The organism is Streptomyces sp. NPDC104096 (assembly GCF_055584385.1).
In genome coordinates this window covers 22,787-41,228 of sequence record NZ_JBVJMD010000062.1, presented here as the reverse complement: position 1 = coordinate 41,228, position 18,442 = coordinate 22,787, and the positions used below count along the sequence as shown (strand labels likewise).

Below are 18,442 nucleotides of genomic sequence, written 5' to 3'. Positions count from 1 at the left end.
GGCGTGACCTGCCTGAACGCTACGGGCCGTGGAAGACCGTCTACGAGCGCCACCGGCGCTGGTCGGCCGACGGAACCCGGGAACGGCTGCTCCAGGCTGCTCGGCCTGTTGCGCCGCATCGGCACTCCGGGTGAGGGTCTCCAGGGTCAGCGGCCGTGACCACGCCGCCACCACCCGTCCCCGCGTGGGACTCCGGCCGGGGTCAGGGGTTCCCCCGGCCCCGTCGGCGGAACACGGATCCGGGGTGTCAGGCCGGTGGGCCTGCCGAGGCGTACCGGGACTCCGGGCGAGTACAGGACGCTGACCGGCGGCCCGCCGAGAGCCGGGAGTCCGGCCGCCGCGAGGAGGTTCTCCTCGCAGTCGAGCAGCTCCGCGCGGTGGAGCGGCCAGCGCGGATGGTCATTGGCCAGGTAGCCGGTACCACCGGCGAAAGTGTTGTGCATGCCCCAGCGGGCGGTGAGGAAATGCTCCAGCTCCGTAGGCTCCGGAATGGGCCGGCCGACCGTGACGACGATCCGGCTCCGCGCCCGGGAGGTTCCGGGCCGGAGCCGGGCACTCCGGTAGGTGACGGTGTCGCCGTGCGCTCGTACGTCCATGCGGGACCACAGGTACGGGAGCCGGAAGCCGAGGCGCCCCAGGAGCACCGGCACGAGCCGGGAGGCGTCCATGGACCGGAAGACGACCCCGCGGCGGCCATGCGCGTCGACCGAGTAGAGGCGCACGTTGGTCTCCGGGAAGGAGCCGAAATACGGCACCCCGGGGAGCCGTAGCCAGCCCACCTTCTCCATCCGGAAGGCGACGAGACCGACGTAGGTGACCCCGTCGTAGGTGTCCGCGGTGAGCCCGTGCGGCAGCAGCGGGGCGACGTCTCCGGGGTCGACGGCCCAGTGGATGAAGGTGAGGTCGAGCCACTGCTGGGTGAGGAGCGGACTGCGCACTGCGTCTGGCGCCTCGGGAGTGATGGGCGTGGGGTGCACCCCACCAGAGTGCCAGATCGCCCGCGGGGACGGATGCGTCCGGGGCGGTGCCGGCCGCCGTGGTCAGGGCGGCCGGTGACCGAGGCAGTGGGCTTCAGCCGTGCAGCGGGACATTGCGGCGGCCGGCGGGTGAGCGGGGCCATCGTAGGTGTACGCCGGTCATGCGGGCGATGAGGCGCAGATGGGCGCCCGTGTTGCCGACGTACCAGAGCGGGCGTTCCGCCCTGGTCCAGACGTACGCCGGCACGCCCGCGTCCAGGAGGGTCATCAGGCGGGGCTCTTCGAGCGTCGCGGCCGAGAGCGCGTACAGCGCCGGCACTCTGGGGGCGATCACGCCGTAGTCGAGCATCCGGGCGAGGGCGTGTTCGTCGAGGATGGTGTCCTCGGTGGGCAGCGTGACGGGGTACACCGGCGGGAAGGACCGGCCGAGGTCGAGGAACCACTTCACGGTCGCGTAGCGGGGGTCGACCAGCCGTGGCCCGAACGGGGCCAGCCGTCCCAGCATGAGCCGCGGTCGCACCAGTACGGCGTGGGTGAACAGGACGCGGAGCAGGGCGACGTTCATCATGAACCGCTCCACCTGTGCTTCCAACGCGGCCAGGTTCTCGTGGCGCAGGTAGCCGGCGACGATGCTGGCGTTGTGGGCGCGGTACCAGGCGGCGGGTGACGGCCTGCGGATGCAGTCCATCCAATACTCGACGCTTCTGGCGCTCGCCTCTCCCGGCACACCGGCGCACAGCAGACGCGCCTCCACCTTGTCCCTGAGAAGCCCCTCGTTCACGGCACGCCACCATGCGCTGCCAGGGCGCGCACCGGACTCTGCGGCGAGCACTCCGCGTGCGGCGGACCACCGCAGAAAGCTCAGCTCGGCGTGACCGTACCGGCGCAGGGGCTCGCAGGCCTGTGCGTAGAACTCCTGCGCCAGCGCCAGGCGCGCGGCCACGTCGTCCCGGACCAGCGCGATCCGCCGCTCGGCTCGGGATGCTGCATCGGACATGAGCTCAGGATCCGTGATGGCGGCGCGTTCGGCTACCGGCTCCAGGACCTCTTCTTCGGCCCGGCACAGCGGCGAGACGGACGATGGCATCGTCGCGGTGCCCACGGTGCGGACCGGGGGATTCGAGCGGCTCTGGAACGAGAGCCCCGACCGGCTGGACGCGTACGTGCAGGAGGGCAGGGCAGAGGAACAGCTGATGAGCGGGACGGAACGAGGGGCGGTGGCGCAGTCGGCGACGGCCGACCGCGAGGTCGTCATCTCCCGGCTCATCGAGGCCCTGCGAGGACTGGTGTTCGAGACGTTTGCCGAGGTCAGGCACCTGTCGCAGTGGTGGGGACCGGCGTGGTTCACCACCACCACGTGGTCGTTCGAGTTCCGCATCGGCGGGTCGTGGGACGTCGTGATGCACGGACCGGACGGAACGGACTACACCGAGTGGATCTCCTGGACCGAGACCGCGCCGCCGGAGCGGATCGCACTGCTTCACGGTGGCCACCGGCTCGGGGGTCGGCGCATCCGGTGCATGCTCACAGGACAGGCTGCGAGCCCGGTCGGCGCCGGGGAGCGTCGCGCATCAAAGCGCATCGGAAACCGGCCGCGTTCCCTCGTACGCGAGTGGGGAGGATCAGGTGTACGCCGACACGGGCTGGCCTGAGTTCGCGCGCAGTGCTGTCCTGTCGCGGGATTCGATCGGCTCAGTCCTCAAGGCCCGGCATCGAGCGGACGCAAGCGGCGCCGGGCCTCCTCCAGCCGCGCGTCATAGTCGGGGAAGAACAGCGCGGGCAGCATCTTGTCCAACTGGCCGGCGATCCGATGGATCGGTGCCCATGCCGCCGGATCGTCGACCGTGTTGCTGAGATCGGTCGTCTGCAACCGTTCCAACCAGTCCGCCAGGATCGTCGCTTCGTCGCGGGTGAGCTTGATCGTGATCTCTGGCTCTTCCACCCCGACTCCTCCTTCGCACAGGCGACGTTCGACGACACAACCTACCGATCACCAGCTCTGCGACATCGACCAGTTTTCATCGGGGTCGGACACATGCCGTCCTCTCTCGGTTCTGGCACAGACCTTGAGCTTGTTCTTTATCTACCAAGACCTTCCAGGCTTGCCGATGGCCTTGAGGGTCTCGGGGCGTTTGACGGTCTTGCCGACGTCGTAGCGGGGCGCCCGGTGCTTGTTCTTGGCGCCGGGTGGCCGTCCAGGGCCGGCTCCTCGGGGTTTGGGAACACGGGCCGGGCAGGCGAGGTTGGCGCGGATGTTCCTGAACCCCCGGCGGACCCGGGCCGGGGTGAGCCGGTCGGAGGCGGCGGGTTTTTCCCACGGGCGGCGGAGGTCCGCGGCGAGCGGCCGGGCGAGCCGGAGCTGGGTGTGGGCGACGATCAGGGTCCAGGTCCAGCGGTCCGCCGCCTCCGGGGTGCGGAGTTTCGGGGTGGTCCATCCGAGGGTGTGCTTCGCGAAGCGGAAGGTGTGCTCCAGGTCGAAGCGGCGGAGGAATGCCTGCCAGAAGCGGTCCACGTCGTCCGGGGTGGCACTGGTCTTGGAGGACCATAACCACACCGGCGGGGCGTCCCGGTCCTTCGACAGGTGCTCGACCTTCAGCCGGATCAACGTGCCCTCGATCAAGGGTAGTTCGCCGTCGTGGTTGAGCCAGGAGGAGCGGTGGGTGAGCCGGGGGTGGACCCGGTCCCACGCTCGGGTCTCGGCTTTGCCGTAGTTGGTGGTGTCGGTGACGGTGGTGATCGCGGGTTCGGGCCAGGTCTCCGGCTTGGTGAACCGGAATTCCGGGCCGTGCTTGGGCGGCCGGCCGTTGACACCATGCATCCGCGGTGGCTTCGGCAGCCGCATCACGCGGTCGGAGCGGACCCGGCCGACCAGCTCGACCGGCAGGTCGCGCAGGACCCAGGCCAGGCGGGTGACGTCGTAGCCCGCATCGCTCACGATCACCATGTTCGGGTCCCCGGCCTGCCACTGGCCCGCGGCGACGAGCCGTTCAACGACCCCTCGGAGCTGGACGGCGGTGATCGCGGTCGCGTCGTCGGCCGGACCGCGTCCAGGATCGCGGTCCAGGACGTGGCGCCCGGCTCCAGCGCGGCAACGAAGGAGTAGGGCCAGCCAGGGATGAACTGCGACGCGGTCTTCGCACGGCCGTAGACGTGGCAGAACAGGCGCTCCGCCGAGCACGGCGCGTCCGAGCGAAGCCACGGCGACACGTCGACCGCCAGGACCAGGCGCCCGCCGCCGAAACGCGGCAGCGGCAGGCCGGCCAGCACCGTCCGCAGCCGGCCGGTGTCGATCCGGCCGTGGTTCAGGCCGCCGTACATCGCTCCGTGCCCACGGCGGTGCTCGGGCAGCAGCGCCAAGTCCACCGGGGACTTCACCGCACCGTCCGCACACAGCACCGCGTCCGCCAGCTCGAACAACTCGTCGCGCCGAGCGGTCAGACACTCGTAGAACTCGCCCCGGAAGCGTGACGCCTCCGCGAACGCATCCCCCCGAACAGCATCAGGCAGCAGACTCACCCCCACGGCCTTCGTCTCGGTCACGTGCACCTTGGTCGGAGCACATGATCAGACGAAGGCCGCCCCTACGTCCGGCGAACCCCCAGGTGAGCGACCCAGTTCGAGACACCGTTCGAGGACCAATGTCTCTGTGACCTTCATTGCTGATCGCTTGTCAGCGAAGGGCAATCGGCTGAGTGGGGGTGGATCACGAGTAGTACGCGGCGTACACGGCAGACTGCTCAGCTGGCGAGAAGCCGTCGAAGTCCCCCGCTTTTTCGCAGTACAGCAGGCGTGCCAATGCCGCTTGGCTCGCCTGCGTCGGGTGCGCCGCAAGGTACGCCTTGGTCCGTTCCAGCCCGCTGCCGCACAGGAGCTGGATGTCGATGGAACAGTCGGCGTCCCAACTGGCCGTCTTGGCGTTCCAGATCAGAAGGACGTCGTTGGGGACAGCGGCGTGGAACAACTGGACGCAGCAGAGCTTCATCAGAAGTGTGTCGCCGTGCCCCTGGCTTCCGCGTTCGAGCCGGGTCTGCTCGCCCAGAAGCACCCGTACCTCGTCAAGGCCGCACCCATCCGGATGCAGCCCATGACGCAGCAGCCACTGGTCTTCGTCCACGGCTCTGTCCCCCGCACCTGTGCTGCTCGATCCTCGATGGCACGAAACTACGGGTGATCAAGCTTCGAGGGCAATCCGCGAAGGTGCGTTGGCATGGGAGACCGGAAGACAAAGAACAAGCTAAAGCGGGTGTCGCAGGTTCGAATCCTGCCGGGGGCACAGGTCGAAGGGCCGGCTCAGGAGGGCTTTCCTCCCAGGCTGGCCCTTCGTCGCGTCCGGGGCCGTGCCACACGCGTGCCATGAGAGTCCACATCCCCTGGGGTAGAGAGTCGGCGTCTCTCACTGTTGGATATGGACGTGCCGAAGAACGATGACTACGCGAGAACCAGCATGCGCCTGACCATATGGGGCTGCCTTGCCGGGCTGGCCGTGGCCTTGGCTATCCCGGTGTTCCTGGTGGTGACCGTGCTCTTGGGCGGAATGCCGACTCCGTGAAGCCATCGGCCGCCCAGTGGCACGCCCTCCCGACCTCGGTCACCGTCGCACCCGCCAGCACCGCCAGCACCGCCAGGACAGCCCGGCACCTCTGCTCGACAACCGACAACCGACAACTCCGGTGAGGCAACCCCTGAATCGTGACCGCTCCCTTGAAGAGCTTGAACGTGACCGTTGGCCGGCCCCGCCGGCCGACGCCACCCGTCTTGTCGCCACTGCGCATGCCCTGCGGCGTCGGCCGGTCGGCGGGCTGACCGTCGAGGACATGCGTTTGTTGATCGGGCAGGACATAGGACTGCCCTACCTCCTGCCGCTGGCGCTGGAGGTGCTGCGGGACAACCCGATGGCGGAGGGGGACATGTACGAAGGCGATCTGCTGTCCGCAGTACTCACCAGGAACCCGGTGGTCTGGACCGAGACTTGCGAACTCGACCGAGAGCTTCGCGCGATCGTCTCGGAGTTGACGGACCTGCCGCCTGGCCTGCGACAGAAGGTCGAACGTTTCCTGGCTGCTCCATAGATCAAGGTCAGAACACGTCGTGGCGGGGCCGTCGGGTGCCGCTCGAGGGGGCGAGACGGCAGACAAGAACAGTCGGTGGAACCACCCGCGTTGGCACCTGGTGCTCGTGATACCGCTTCTGATCTCTCTGATCATCGAAGGCGACACGATCACGCGATGCCTCCTGGCCTCAGGGCTCACGCTGGCGGCCATCCGCTACGGGCGTGGGTCGGCAATGCGGGACCGTGCCAAGACTGCCCCTGACCGCGACATCCGCGGCTGACACCAACAGCCGCGGACGACAGCGATCGAGACGGAACCTCAGCGACCGACCAGCCGAGGTAAAGCACACGTTGACCGGCGTCGACAGGTCCCCATGATTGACCTGATAAAGATGAGGCTGCACCTCAAAGGTCGTCTTCCGCGGTTGCCGCTACCTGCCCGCCGCGGGGTCACCGTCGCCGAGGCCTATCCACCAGTGTCCGTCATCCTTCACCAGCAGCAGCCCCTGCCGCTGACCGGTTCGTTCGTACATCACCGTCACCCGGTTGAAGTAGGGGACAACTCCCTCCAGCACGGTGACTTCGACGGGACCGCCCGCTGCCTGGCCGTACTCGCGTACGTACTCGGCCGCGATGGGCCCGGGCTGCCTGTAAGCGGGCCCGGCCAACTCGGCGATTCCGTTCGCGTCTCCGTCCTTGAGCCGCTGGACGTACACCCGTACGAGAGTGTCGACGTCCTCCGTCGTCTCCTGTACGTCGGGGTACGTGGACTTTTCCGCGCGCACCGTCACGTCGACCTCGGGCGCGTCGGCCAAGGCATAGGGCTCGTGGAACCAGTTCCACCACACCCCCGCGGTGATCCCGACGACCAGCAGGCCACTGCCGAGCGAACCAACCAGCTTCCTCATGCGCACCTTCCTCCAGTACCAGTTGGACCTGACACAGTGAACGAGCAGGCGGTTCCCGCATACTGAGATGGTCGGCCAGCTCCGGAGCCGCTGCAGTACAGCACAGAGGTACAACAGCCATCGCGGCCAGGGACAACTGCCAGCAGTGCCGCATGACGTCTGTCCAGCCGAGCAGACCTCAGCGACCGTCCCGTCCGTAGTTCGCATCGAGGGGCCGGGGAGCGTGCCACGTCCGTGCCAGAACGGGCGGGGACTCATGGAGAATAGAGGTTCCCCAAGGCGCGACCGGCCCTACGCCCCCCAAGGCAGGGATTCCCAGGTCAGGCCCAGGATCCCCCAATCCCGCTCCTAAAGCGGGTGCCGCAGGTTCGAATCCTGTCGAGGGCACCAGGTCGACCGGGCTCCTTCGCTTCCCGACGAGCCGAATCGTCCTCTTCGTCTTGCTTCTGCCCACGGACGCGTCGCCAAGCTTCTCGGAGCCGACTTCTTGCCGTCGCCGTCTGCGTGCCGGCCTGAGTCAGCCATTTGAGAATCCGTAGAGCAGCATCGCCAGGCCGGCGAGCACTGCCGCGGATCCCTGCCCGACGGCCGTCCGCGCGGACCAGGGACCCTTCCCGTCAAGCTTCCACCGCCTTCGGCGAGCACACCGGCGCGGCGATCCGCAGGCGTCCCGGGGCATCGGAGCGAGTGCGTTACGACTGCGTCACGGACTCTGTTTTCGCTGGTCAGGTGGCCTATAGTCGCAGACTCCCGGATCTTGGACCCGACTGCCGGAGCGGCTGGGCCCGGCACTTGAACGAGCGGAACGACAGCGAATGGCACACAGTGGGACGACGCGACGTCATGGGTGGTTGATGGTGGCGCTGTTGTGCGCTGTGGTGCCGTCGGTGGCGGCCTGTACGGCAGCAACGGGGACGCCGGCGGCGCAGAAGACGACGGCTGCCGAGAAGAAGGCCACGGCGTCCACGCAGTCCTGCGCGAGTGGAGCCGTCCGGTGGACCTCGGTGCACCGGGAGCGGCAACTCACCGAAGTCTCGCCGGTGGTAGACGTCCGTGAGAGCGATGGCTGGGTGACGTATCACCCGGTGCTTGTGCGCAACATCGTGCCCCAGGTCAGCACGAGCGACGACCGCGTATCAGCGCACCAGGTCCTCGCCGCGCTCGCCAAGCGCCTCAAGCGGTGGGACGTCGAGGAACTGGCCGCTCCGGGGACGGAGTCCGCCAATCGTCAACGCCACCCCGTCAGGGCCGACGCACTCGGGCACGCAGGGCACTTCGTTGAGGCCGAGGCAGTCCAGGTGGCCGACGCGAGCTTCACCGTGACCTGCCCCGACCGTGACGTCTACGGCAGCGTGACCACCTGGTTCGGCCACGCGAGTGTGTCCCTGGCCTGCGGCGTGACCCCTCAGACCAAAGAGTCCTGGATCCAGGAGGCCTACCAGCTCACGTGCGGTCCGCTCGGACCCTGAAGCACAGACGCAGCGTTCAGAAGCCGTTGTCGTACCGATCATGGGGTCTACCGATCGAACGGGAGTCTCGATCGGGCGATCGCGGTCGTTGCTGGGCATGACAGCAGGGGCCTCGCGGTAGCCCGAAGACTGTCTACGCCAGCGAGTGCTCAAGGAGGACCTGTTGGTGCAGTCGTAGCCTGCTCTCGCAGCGGCTGGGTCCGGTTCATTCAGCCTGGGTGCGCCGCGACGGCGGTCAGCGCATCGGTAGGGAGAAAATCCAGGAGGGCAGACGCCCGTGCGGTGCTACGGTCGGGTGCCATGAGCTGGCTTCCCGATGACTTCGTTCACCCCGTCCTGGTACCTCTACCAGGAGGCCAGCACCTGCGGCCGATCCGGGAGGCGGACACCCCGCTCGACTACCCGGCCGTGATGGGCTCGCGTGAGCGGCTGTGGACCATCTTCGGCCCGGCCTGGGGCTGGCCCGCGGCCACTATGACCTACAAGGCCGACCAGGCCGACCTGTTGCGGCACGAGAAGGAGATCGCCGCACACCAGTCCTTCAACTACGCACTGTTCGACGCGGCGGAGACCGCGCTGCTCGGCTGCGTCTACATCGACCCGCCGGAGAAGGCCGGCGCGGACGGTGAGATCTCCTGGTGGGTGGTGGACGAGCTGGTGGGCAGCGGGGTCGAGCAGGCGCTGGACGTGCTGGTGCCGCAGTGGATCGCTGCGGATTGGCCGTTCAAGCAGCCGCGCTTCATCGGCCGCGAGATCTCCTGGCAGGCCTGGCTTGCCCTGCCGCCACACCCTGATGCATAAAGTTCGGGGCGGCACGCTGTCGCGCCGCCCCGAACACTCAACCAGCCTGTAGCCAGAACATCCCGCTCGTGAGAAGCCGTATCTGAACCGATCATGGAACGTGCGGGTCGAACAGGTTTCTCGCCGGGGGATCTTCCCGTCGTACGCGTAGGAAGACGGGGCCTCTCGGTAGCTCGAGGACGCGAATCCAACCGAGCAGTGCCGGGTGGCCCCGCTGCCGTTGTTGTGCGCCTCCGAACCCCTCCCATCCGACGCGGCTGCACGATCGTGTGATCACCTCGCGCACGCGTACGGCAACGCGGTCGGCCACCGGGACCGGGAACGCCGGTATCCCTCGGACATGTCGGACGCGGAACGGGCGGCCGCCCGGCCTCTGCTGCCGGTGCCGGCCTGGCTTTGGGGGAGGGGTGGGTTGCCCGAGGGGCACTGTCACCAACAGCTGCTGGACGTGATCCGTCACCTGGTCACGGGCGGGATCTCGTGGCGGGCGATGCCCGCGGACTTCTCCGGCTGAGGTCGAGCCCGCGCCTTCTTCCGCCGCTGGGGCGCCAGGGGCCGGCTCGCCTGGACGTCGGACGGCGCCCGCATCCCCGGTCTCTTCGACTGCTACGCGCTGAACGTGTCGGGCGCTGCCGCCTGGGCGTGCCCCTACACGGACTTCCCGCTCGTCGAGATTCGCCCCGACCGCGCCGGCCGGCCGGTGAGGGTGTGGGCGAACCGCGTACGGGGCGCTTGTGCGGTGACCGTCCACGGCGAGCGGGTCGCCTTCTACGGCGGCTACGGCGAGGAGCGGAACCGACTCGCTAACGCAGAGCTCACCGAGACATCGGTCGAGCCGACGGACGTCGGTCTGCTCACCCTGCCCGGTGGCCCTCTTCCCGGCCGTCGGCGGGTCGTCGGCCGGGGAAGCAGGATCTACGTCCAGGCCGAGCCGTTCACCGCGTGGGGCGTGTTCGACCTCAGCAGCTGATACCCGGCACTGCAAAAGACCATTGCGGCCCGGCCGCCGACCAGCCGAGGGACAGTCCCGCAAGGAGCCTGGCGCGCCGGGGACCGGCGAGCGTCCGACGGTCCTCGGCCGGCCGGCGCCCCTGTGCCGTGCTGATCTCTGCACGCCGGGGTGGACCCACGGTCGAGGCGCGGGTTGCACTGCCCGACACGAGCAGGCGGGCCGGCTTGTGTTCGGCATCGCCGTCGGGCCGACGCTGAGCATCGGACCCGGCAACGCCAGGCGGAGTCGGGTCGAGCAGCGGATCAGGCGGATCGGTTCGTGTCATCTCCCGCCGGTGCCGGGAACCGGCAGCGCAGACGTCGGATCCGGCTGGAACACTGCGGACGTGAATCACGAGACCCCCACACGACCTTGGGATGCTTCCGCCGACACCCTGCCGTCCGGAGCACGCGCAAAACTCACCCGTACCGACGGGGAGGAGCTACCGCACGTCTGCACGGGTCGGCACAGCGTGCCCGACACGTCGGGCGTTCTCGCCGCGATGCTCGCTGCCGACCCAGCAGATCGGGTGAGGGCAGTGGGAAACCTGTACCGGCTGCTTCTCAATCGAGGGCGCGTGTTCCCCGCGACTGCCCCAGCGGCCCTGGTCATCGCCACCCTGCTCGACGATCCACGCACCCTCGTCGTGGCCCGATGGGAGCGCAGGGCGGGCGAGCGACCACTGCGCGCCGAACTGCTGAACTGGGTGGCCGCGTTCGCGGACGTCGTCCGTATGGACGCCACAGAGCAGCTCCGGGCACCGCAGGACCTTGCCGCGGCACGGGCAGCGCGGCCGGCGCTCCACTCCCACGTCGCGCCTTTCTGCAAGGACGACGATCCACGGGTGAAGGAGGCCGCCGTCGCCGCCACCGCCCTGCTGCTCGCCGATCCCCTACTCGCCCCGTCCATACCGCGCCACATGCCGCTCGTCCGCGACGTCCTGGCCACGAGCGCGGACTCCTACTACCGATGGATCGCCCGGGAGCGCCTGGCGGCATGGGGCGAGGACGTCGAAGGCCTCATCGCGGCAGAGGACGAACGCCGCGCAACCCTGGCCAAGGCAGGCGGGGTTGCCGAGGACCCGTGGGACGAAGGCCAGGAGGCGGCGATCAGCTGGCTGGCCGAGCAGCCGCTCGACACCGCGGCCCAGGAACTGCCCGGACGCTGGCACCCGGATTGGACCGCGATCGAGCCTGCGGCCCCGCCTGAGCCCGTACCCGAGGAACCCGTCGCGGTCCCGGGAAGACAACCGGGATATCAGGGGCCGTGGCGGATCGCGCGAGGTGAGGAGCGCTCGGATTGGACGTTCACGCCATTTGTCGGAGTCGGCCCGCTGCACTTCGGCATGACGCTGGAGGAGATCACCGACGCCCTGGACGAGCAGCCGACGGTAACGTCCCACTCCCACGACGGTGGGCGGCAACAGCTTGTCCACGCCGACTTCGCCGCCACCGCTGTCAGAGCCCTTTTCCGAGACGACCGCCTGGGATGCGTGGCGGTGAACGCGCTCGACGGCCCCCAAGTAAGGCTCGACGACGTGCCGTTGACGGGCTGCGTACCGTCCCGGCTGGAGGACTGGCTTCTCCGCCGCATTGCGCGACTGTCCTACAGCGTCGCAGGCGACCCGATCTGCACCGACCTCGGCCTGGCGATCCGTTCCCAACGGGCCGGCGACATCATGCTGACCCGACCGCTCTTCCTGCTGCGCGAATGGCTCGACCTCTGGCACTCACTGCCCCAAGAGGAATGGAACGTCGTGTAGTGGCCGCGCACATCCACTGCCAACGGGCCCCGGCGCCGAAAACCACACGCCATAACGCGCTCGAAATATGACCGTCGTTGACGGCACGCCACGGTCCACACCAGCCAGGTGTCCGCGAAACTCCGATCGGCCGCGGCCAGGATCTGACCATCGCGGCGGTCACGTGCTGCTACTTGTCCCTTCGCCGTAGCAATACGAGTTCAGGGTCTGCACAAGGGCCGGACTGCCTACACATCGCGGGGACGGGACAGCTCCTCCTGGCCACCGTACTCGGAAGGGGACCCACGCCGGGCCCAGGGAGAGTCGGGTACGGAGGTGATCGGTGAGGACAAGACCAGGCAGGGTGCCCTCGGCTAGTTCGGCTGCCCGGGCCGCGTGAGCGCCGGCTCCGAGAATGTGCTTGACCTGGGTGGCCTTGGCCGGCGGATGCAAGCAGGCGGCGCCTGCCGCAGACATAGCTGCCCCTGCTGCCTCGCGCGCAGCCGCAGTATCCGTACTCTTGGCTGCCTTAAGGGCTGCCTTGAGGGCTGCCCACGCTGTGTCGCGCAAAGACTTCCCTCGCTCACCGCCCCGGGCGAACTCCCACGCGGCCCCGATGGCGTCTCGAGGACGCGCGTCGTCAGGCTGATCGGCCTCGAATACCTCGAGCACCACTTCCGCACACGCCGCAGCGAACGCGGTGACCTCACGCAGGTCTTGCTTGCTCAGGGCGATGTCGTACTCGCCCTCTGCCATGGATCCATCCTCGGGCATTGCCCTGGACCGCAGGGCGACAGGGGAGCTGCGGGCCGCCGGGCGTGGTCGGGCAGGCAGCCGCCCGAGGTCAGGGTTGCCCGGCGTCTCCCGAACGGGTGTCTCGCGCGGGCGTGCTCGGCGGCCAGGGGCGCCGTACCCCGGCTCTGCGGTCCCGGACTCCGTGGGTCAAGCCGGCCACGCCGACGCCACGCGGCCACCCCGGGGTGCAGGGGTGATCATGGTGCTGGAATTCCAGTGCGTCCGCTCTCACACCTCTGCGATCATCCCCGAATGGCGCACAGTCTCGAATCGCTGGTCATCCGGCACACTCACCGCCTCCCCTCGCCCAAGGGCTCCACCGGGGACGGGGCCGGCGCCGCGCGGCAGTTCGACGCGGCGCTGACATCCGTGGGCTTCAAGCTCTCGGCAGAGCTGTTGGAGCGGCTGTCGGGACTGTCCGAGGCCGCGGTCGTGCACCTCGCCAGGCGGACGCTGCGCACCGTGAGCGAGATGGGGGGCGACCACGTCCGGCACAACTCGTACTTCATCGACTTCCCGGCGAACGTGCCGGACACCGAAGAGTTCTGGATGCAGTGCGTGGCGCAGGCGATCGGCGACGAGAAGTCGCGCGGGACAGTGCTGACGCAGCTGGCAGATGGGGCGCTGGATCTGCTCAGCCTCCCCACGTACGGCCGCTACCAGCACACCTACGAGGAGATGATCGCGGCACAGGACGAGCTGGTCGCCTCGGCGGGCGACCGAGTCACCGTCCTGCACCTCGGCCGGGACCTGGACGAAGAACTCACCGCCCTCTACCTGGCCTTGGCGGGCAGCACGACTCCCCTGGGCGAGGATGACCTGCGCGACCTCAGGGCCCTCGCCGAGCGGTGCGCGCTCGGCCCCCAGCCGGAGTCGATCCCGGTCCGGGAGAACCGAGCGGTCATCAACGAGGCCCGTATCGCCATCGGTGCGGACCTCCTGCTGGACACCGTCACCGACGTGCTGCGGCTGGCCTGCGCGCTGTCGGGCGGCGACGTGACGCTGCGGGAGCCGACCCGGTTCCGGGCCCTCTCGCGGCCGGTGCGCCGTGCCCTGCTCGCGGGCCTCGACGCCGTGGTCGCGGCGAACCCCGCCAAGCTGGCCGACGTACACGCACACCGTGAGCCGTTCAAGCGGCTGGGTGAGCGTCTGCACCCGCACGAGTACCCGCGCTGGCCGCACGCCGCCGATGCGTTCGCCGTGGCGCGAGGCGAGAAGGCGGCGCGGTCCTTCGACAGCCGTCTGGAGAAGCTGCTCGACGACTTCGACGTCCGCGGTGCGCTGCGGTTGCTGGAGTCGGCCCCGGGCAAACTGTTCCGTGCCCTGGACCTCCTGCTGCGGATCGCCACGGACGAGGAGCGGGACGCGGTGGTGGCCGCCGCTGTGCGTGTCGCTCCCGAGGTCTCCGGCCGGGTCGTGCTCTCCGTCCGCGAGCACTTCCACAACCGGGAGCGGGAGACCGACGAACCCCGCGTCTTCGTCAACCGTCGAGGCCGTGGCTGGGTCGCCCCCGACGTCCGGCCGCCCGTCGCGGCCGCCGACCGCGATCGCCTCGTCGGCGCCCTCGACGCCGAGATGCGCCGCAGACTCCCGGCGCCCCGTCGGCTGCTGCTCGACCCCGATGTCCTCGACGTGGCCCTCCCGCTCAGCGGCAGGGCGACCGCGGCCGGGCTCGGCGTACTGCCACGAGGTTCACTCTCGGCGGTCGACGGCGAACAGTTGCGCTTCTTCGTGTACTGGAAGGAGACCGAGCAGCGGACCGACTACGACCTCTCGGCGCTGCTTCTCCACGCCGACTACAGCACCGACTCCTGGCTCTCCTACACATCCCTCACGGCTGTCGGAGGCCGGCACTCGGGCGATGTCACCGAGGCGCCCGACGGGGCCTCGGAGTTCATCGACCTGTCCCTGGACCGGGTCCGCAGCACCTTCATCGTTCCGCAGGTCAACATCTACGCGGGCGAGGGTTTCGAGGAGGTCGAGGAGTCGTTCTTCGGCTTCATGCTGCGCGACGGCCAGCAGAAGGGCCGGCCGTTCGAGCCGCGCACGGTGCGGATGAAGTCGGAGCTGCGCGGGGCGGGTCGGGTGGCGCTGCCCTTGGTGTTCGGGCGGGGGGACGACGGCCGCTGGCGCGCGAAGTGGCTGCACCTCTATCTGAAGGGCATCTCGTCGGCCAACCGGGTCGAGGAGAACCAGATGTCGGTGTCCAAGGTGGTACGCGCCATCGTGGAGCGTGAGCAGTTGACGGTGCGGTACCTGACCGAGCTGATGTCCGGCGACACCACGACCGTGGATCTGCTGGACGGCGGGCCGGTTCCGGACGAGCCCGTGATGTACATCGGTCTCGAACGTCCCGAAGGGCTGCACCCGGACTCGCAGGTCATCACCCTGGAAAACCTGCGTGACCTGATCCCGGGCTGAGTGTTAGCGTTGCCGACGGCGAGGCCATGAAGGGGCTTCCTTCTCAACTCCCTTTGAAACAAGCTCTTTCGCTTTCCTCGCCGTCGACAGCTCCGGGCGGTGCCCGCACGACGAGTGCGGGCACCGCCCGAGTCGTTCCGATGGCCTGTCCGCGTCCCGCTGGACAGGCGCGGTCCGACGATCTTCAGTCCCGGCGCAAGTTCTCCGGGTATCGTTCAGGCGTTCCGGAAGCCGCCACAGCCCGGAGACGGCCGGTCCGCGTGTCACCTCGCGTTCACCGGCGTCCGGGAACCTGGCGCCTCCCGATGACCCCGTTGCCGAGGAGGCAGTCCCGTGGAACCCGTCACGTTGATCACCGGTGGTTCGACCGGAATCGGCGCCGCCACCGCCCTCGCCCTGCTCAAGCAGGGGCACCGGGTGGCCGTCACCGGACGTGACGCGAACAAGCTGGCCGCCTTCGCCGACTCCGCCTCGGCGGGGGAGCGGCTGCTGACGATCACCGGTGACGCCGCCGACGAGCACCACGTCGCCGCCGCGGTGAGCAGGGTGACCAGCACGTGGGGCCGACTGGACAACGTCATCGCCAACGCGGGCTTCTCGCTGCCGGGCAACCTCGAGAGCCACGCGCCCGAGGACATGCGTGCCATGGTCCTCACCAACGTCCTCGGTCCGGCGTTGCTGGTCCGCGAGACCCTGACGCACGTGCGGGAGTCCAAGGGACGGATCGTGATCATCGGTTCGGTCGCGGGGGTGCGCAACACCCCCGGCAACCTGTACTCCGTCACCAAGTGGGCCGCCCACGCGCTCGCCGAGAACACCCGGCTGCTCGTCGGCAAGGACGGCGTCGGTGTGACCGTCGTCGCGCCGGGCGTGGTGGACACGCCGTTCTGGGACGAACGCGGCGGCACCCCCGAGGCGGCCCCCTCGATGACCCCCGAGCAGATCGCCGACATCGTCGTCTTCGCCGTCAACCAGCCCGCGGGCGTGGACATCAACCACGTCACCTTGCGGCCGACCGGGCAGAACGGCTGACGCGCACGGCACCCGCACGCGTACGACGTCCCCAAGCCTCTCAAGGGAGTGTGGTGAGACGGCCGTTGCTGCAGGGGACTGCCAGTGGCAGGTACCAGGGTCTGTGTGATGTTGTGATCAGTTGGTGGGTTCTTCCCTCTTCGGGTGGTGGGACCCGGTAGGACATTGGCTGTGACTCGCAGGCAACTCACCGACGATCAGTGGGAGTTCATCGAGCCGTACCTGCCGATCGGTGAGTACGGCCCCTGTCCCGAGCGGCTGCGAGAGCAGTTCGAGGGAGTGATCTGGCGGTTCCGGTCCAGTGGGCAGACGCGGCGGGGACGCGGGTGAGCGATGACCTCATGAGGGTGCTGGAGGAGGCCGCGCGGGAGCAGGAGCGGGCCCGGCAAAAGGGGGCGGTGCGCAGGAGCAGAACGGACAGGCCGAACGGCGGCGCGTCCGGCAGTCCACAGTTCGTCCCCGTCCTGCAAAGGGTGCGGGTCCGGCTGCCTGTCGGCCGTCTTTTCACCAGGCCCGGTGCGGTCGCTGGGGACAAGGCCTATTCGTCCCGCGGAAACCGTGCCTACCTGCGCAGACGCAACGTCGAAGCGGTCATTTTTGAGAAGAGGGACCAGGCCGCCAACCGGAAGAAGAAGGGCGCCGGAGGCGGCCGGCCCGTCAGCCGCGACGTCGATCTCTACAAGGAACGCAACGCCGTCGAGCGCCTGATCAGCAAACTGAAGGCCTGGCGAGGCATCGCTACCCGATACGACAAGTCGCCCGAGAGCTGCCTCGCCGGCCTCCATCTCCGCGCCGCGATGGTCTGGATCAACGACCTCCTCAAGGCCGCCAGCTGATCACAACATCACACAGGCCCTAGCTGACGATCTCAAGGAGTCCCGACGCAACCGGCATCTTGCCGAAGGAAACGACACCTTGCCGACAGCCGCCCCGCCGGGATGCCCGCAGGCGGGGCTTCGCCGTCACAGTGCATCGGCGCCGTGAAAGCCGCCTTCGTCGGCACTGGGGCTGTATTGAGCTGCGTACCAGCCGGAGTCGATGGCGGGGTTGCGCAGGGTTCCCCAGAAGCGATCGTCAGGTATCGGTGGCAGGGGCGGGTTGCCCAGGTCCGCATGCAGATCTGCACGCCAGTCGACGGTGAGGTGGCTGCGGATGCTCGCACTCTCGCACACGGACCTGTAGGGCGAGCCCCAGATCCCGTGCGCCATCTTCTCCGCGGCCCACCTGCGGTGGTCGTCCCGGTGGATGTTCGCCTGGACGAGCACCGTGCGCAGTCGCAGGGCCAGCGGGCCGGCCTGTTCCGGCCGTGGCGGGGCTTCGCCCCGGTCCAACGCGTCCAGGGCCGACTCGATCTCCGGGTACTTGTTCAGGCCCGTTTCGACGGCCACTCTGCGCAGCTGCTTCCGCGCGGCCTCGGCCACCTGCTCACGCGGCAGGACCGCGAGCAGCGCACCGAGTTCCTCAAGCCCGTCCAGGAGGCCCACATGGAGGACTTCGGTGGGACTGCAGGACAGGTCCAGCTCCGGCAACTGCGCATTCGGCCCGGGAAGGGGATCGTCGGCACTGCCCCACTCCGGGCGGGGAGGCCGGGCCCATTCCCAGAACAGTCGGCCGTTGAACGTGACGGCGCCCCCGGCCGGGCCGCTCTCAAGCTGGTCGGCCAGCGCCGCCAGATATCCACCCAGTGAGTCGGCCCGCCCGAAATCGGTGCCGGTCTCGTCGAAGAACCGTCCGATCGCACCGTAGGAGTCCTGCCCACGGCGGCAGTCGATCGTGAGACCGTCGGCCGTCGCCCCGTAGGAACCGAACTTCAGGTAGGCGTGGCTCCAGTAGTACTCGGCCTCCTCCTCGTCCAGATCCTCGACGATGCCGCGCATGAACTCGGTGTCCCCGACGATCTCGCTCACTGCGAGCAGTCGGTCGTGTGTGCTGAACCGGAAGGCTTCCGCCCCGTCCAGCGCCCCGTTGTGCCGGAGAAGTGACGCGATCAGGTCGGGAGGGAAGGCGACGCCCAGTTCCTTCTCCGCTGCCGCTATCTCCTCATGTCCCGCGGGCGGCCCAAGCGTGGCGAAAGTGCGGGGCGCGTGTTCGCGCAGCCACTCGTCGATGCGGTTCCATGAATCCTGAACCAGGTCATTCGTCATGGGGCTGACCCTAAGGACAGCCACTGACAGCTTGATCGCCACCCATCGGCCACCGTGGCGGAGTCACCGGTCGGCCCTGCTTCGATGCCTTGCCCGCCAGGTCTGCCACTCGG

General features: G+C 68.8%; 17 protein-coding genes and 3 pseudogenes. 11 read left to right on the top strand and 9 right to left on the bottom strand.

All coding sequences use genetic code 11. The features are described from left to right. A pseudogene (locus ACZ60B_RS36840) lies at positions 1–95 on the top strand (transposase); the annotation flags it as partial. A 51-nt stretch (positions 96–146) separates the two neighbouring features. Here the strand turns inward: ACZ60B_RS36840 and ACZ60B_RS36835 are convergent. Continuing rightward, on the bottom strand, positions 147–977 hold the full coding sequence (locus ACZ60B_RS36835; protein WP_469395037.1) for a YqjF family protein: 831 nt from the start codon (positions 975–977) through the stop codon (positions 147–149). Positions 978–1,071: 94 nt separating this feature from the next. Then, the gene (locus ACZ60B_RS36830; protein ID WP_469395036.1) at positions 1,072–1,974 is read right to left on the bottom strand and encodes a hypothetical protein; all 903 of its coding nucleotides are present in this window, start codon (positions 1,972–1,974) and stop codon (positions 1,072–1,074) included. On the opposite strand from ACZ60B_RS36830, the gene ACZ60B_RS36825 reads away from it, so the two are divergent. Further along, entirely contained in the window at positions 1,973–2,629 is a 657-nt protein-coding gene (locus ACZ60B_RS36825) for an SRPBCC domain-containing protein (protein ID WP_469395034.1), read from the top strand. The genes ACZ60B_RS36830 and ACZ60B_RS36825 overlap by 2 nt on opposite strands. 47 nt (positions 2,630–2,676) lie before the next feature. Here ACZ60B_RS36825 and ACZ60B_RS36820 read toward each other — a convergent pair whose 3' ends face one another. The 3 genes and pseudogenes from ACZ60B_RS36820 to ACZ60B_RS36810 all read right to left on the bottom strand — a co-directional run bounded on the left by ACZ60B_RS36820 (position 2,677) and on the right by ACZ60B_RS36810 (position 5,091). Beyond that, positions 2,677–2,919 (bottom strand): hypothetical protein, encoded by a 243-nt coding sequence (locus ACZ60B_RS36820; RefSeq protein WP_469395032.1) that lies wholly within the window; start codon positions 2,917–2,919, stop codon positions 2,677–2,679. 141 nt (positions 2,920–3,060) lie between these two features. Next, positions 3,061–4,493, bottom strand: a pseudogene (locus tag ACZ60B_RS36815) (NF041680 family putative transposase). Positions 4,494–4,680: 187 nt separating this feature from the next. Next, entirely contained in the window at positions 4,681–5,091 is a 411-nt protein-coding gene (locus tag ACZ60B_RS36810) for a hypothetical protein (protein WP_469395030.1), read from the bottom strand. A gap of 291 nt (positions 5,092–5,382) precedes the next feature. Here ACZ60B_RS36810 and ACZ60B_RS36805 point away from each other — a divergent pair, with 291 nt between their 5' ends. Together ACZ60B_RS36805 and ACZ60B_RS36800 are read left to right on the top strand one after the other, a co-directional pair. Beyond that, the gene (locus ACZ60B_RS36805; protein ID WP_469395028.1) at positions 5,383–5,526 is read left to right on the top strand and encodes a hypothetical protein; all 144 of its coding nucleotides are present in this window, start codon (positions 5,383–5,385) and stop codon (positions 5,524–5,526) included. A gap of 121 nt (positions 5,527–5,647) precedes the next feature. Then, positions 5,648–6,046, top strand: coding sequence for a contact-dependent growth inhibition system immunity protein (locus tag ACZ60B_RS36800; protein ID WP_469395026.1), 399 nt, complete (start codon positions 5,648–5,650; stop codon positions 6,044–6,046). 412 nt (positions 6,047–6,458) lie between these two features. Here ACZ60B_RS36800 and ACZ60B_RS36795 read toward each other — a convergent pair whose 3' ends face one another. Continuing rightward, positions 6,459–6,935 carry a hypothetical protein gene (locus tag ACZ60B_RS36795; protein ID WP_469395024.1) on the bottom strand — a complete coding sequence of 159 codons (477 nt, stop codon included), beginning with the start codon at positions 6,933–6,935 and terminating at the stop codon, positions 6,459–6,461. Between the two features lie 841 nt (positions 6,936–7,776). Further along, entirely contained in the window at positions 7,777–7,902 is a 126-nt protein-coding gene (locus tag ACZ60B_RS36790) for a hypothetical protein (protein ID WP_469395022.1), read from the bottom strand. A 103-nt stretch (positions 7,903–8,005) separates the two neighbouring features. Here ACZ60B_RS36790 and ACZ60B_RS36785 point away from each other — a divergent pair, with 103 nt between their 5' ends. The 4 genes from ACZ60B_RS36785 to ACZ60B_RS36770 all read left to right on the top strand — a co-directional run bounded on the left by ACZ60B_RS36785 (position 8,006) and on the right by ACZ60B_RS36770 (position 11,958). Continuing rightward, on the top strand, positions 8,006–8,404 hold the full coding sequence (locus ACZ60B_RS36785; RefSeq protein ID WP_469395020.1) for a hypothetical protein: 399 nt from the start codon (positions 8,006–8,008) through the stop codon (positions 8,402–8,404). 300 nt (positions 8,405–8,704) lie between these two features. Further along, a complete protein-coding gene (locus ACZ60B_RS36780) occupies positions 8,705–9,205 on the top strand; it encodes a GNAT family N-acetyltransferase (RefSeq protein ID WP_469395018.1) in 501 nt (166 codons plus the stop codon). Positions 9,206–9,824: 619 nt separating this feature from the next. Next, positions 9,825–10,175 (top strand): hypothetical protein, encoded by a 351-nt coding sequence (locus tag ACZ60B_RS36775; protein WP_469395016.1) that lies wholly within the window; start codon positions 9,825–9,827, stop codon positions 10,173–10,175. A gap of 367 nt (positions 10,176–10,542) precedes the next feature. Continuing rightward, entirely contained in the window at positions 10,543–11,958 is a 1,416-nt protein-coding gene (locus ACZ60B_RS36770; RefSeq protein ID WP_469395014.1) for a hypothetical protein, read from the top strand. Between the two features lie 159 nt (positions 11,959–12,117). Here ACZ60B_RS36770 and ACZ60B_RS36765 read toward each other — a convergent pair whose 3' ends face one another. Further along, positions 12,118–12,693: a putative immunity protein gene (locus ACZ60B_RS36765; RefSeq protein WP_469395012.1), complete on the bottom strand. Its 576-nt coding sequence runs from the start codon at positions 12,691–12,693 to the stop codon at positions 12,118–12,120. A gap of 291 nt (positions 12,694–12,984) precedes the next feature. On the opposite strand from ACZ60B_RS36765, the gene ACZ60B_RS36760 reads away from it, so the two are divergent. The 3 genes and pseudogenes from ACZ60B_RS36760 (at position 12,985) to ACZ60B_RS36750 (ending at position 17,021) form a co-directional block, all read left to right on the top strand. Then, the gene (locus tag ACZ60B_RS36760; protein ID WP_469395009.1) at positions 12,985–15,153 is read left to right on the top strand and encodes a TerD family protein; all 2,169 of its coding nucleotides are present in this window, start codon (positions 12,985–12,987) and stop codon (positions 15,151–15,153) included. 333 nt (positions 15,154–15,486) lie between these two features. Continuing rightward, positions 15,487–16,185: an SDR family oxidoreductase gene (locus tag ACZ60B_RS36755; protein ID WP_469395007.1), complete on the top strand. Its 699-nt coding sequence runs from the start codon at positions 15,487–15,489 to the stop codon at positions 16,183–16,185. Positions 16,186–16,356: 171 nt separating this feature from the next. After that, positions 16,357–17,021 (top strand): annotated as a pseudogene (locus ACZ60B_RS36750) (transposase). Between the two features lie 126 nt (positions 17,022–17,147). Here ACZ60B_RS36750 and ACZ60B_RS36745 read toward each other — a convergent pair. Next, positions 17,148–18,329, bottom strand: a complete 1,182-nt coding sequence (locus ACZ60B_RS36745; protein ID WP_469395004.1) for an SMI1/KNR4 family protein — start codon at positions 18,327–18,329, stop codon at positions 17,148–17,150. Between the last annotated feature and the right edge of the window lie 113 nt (positions 18,330–18,442).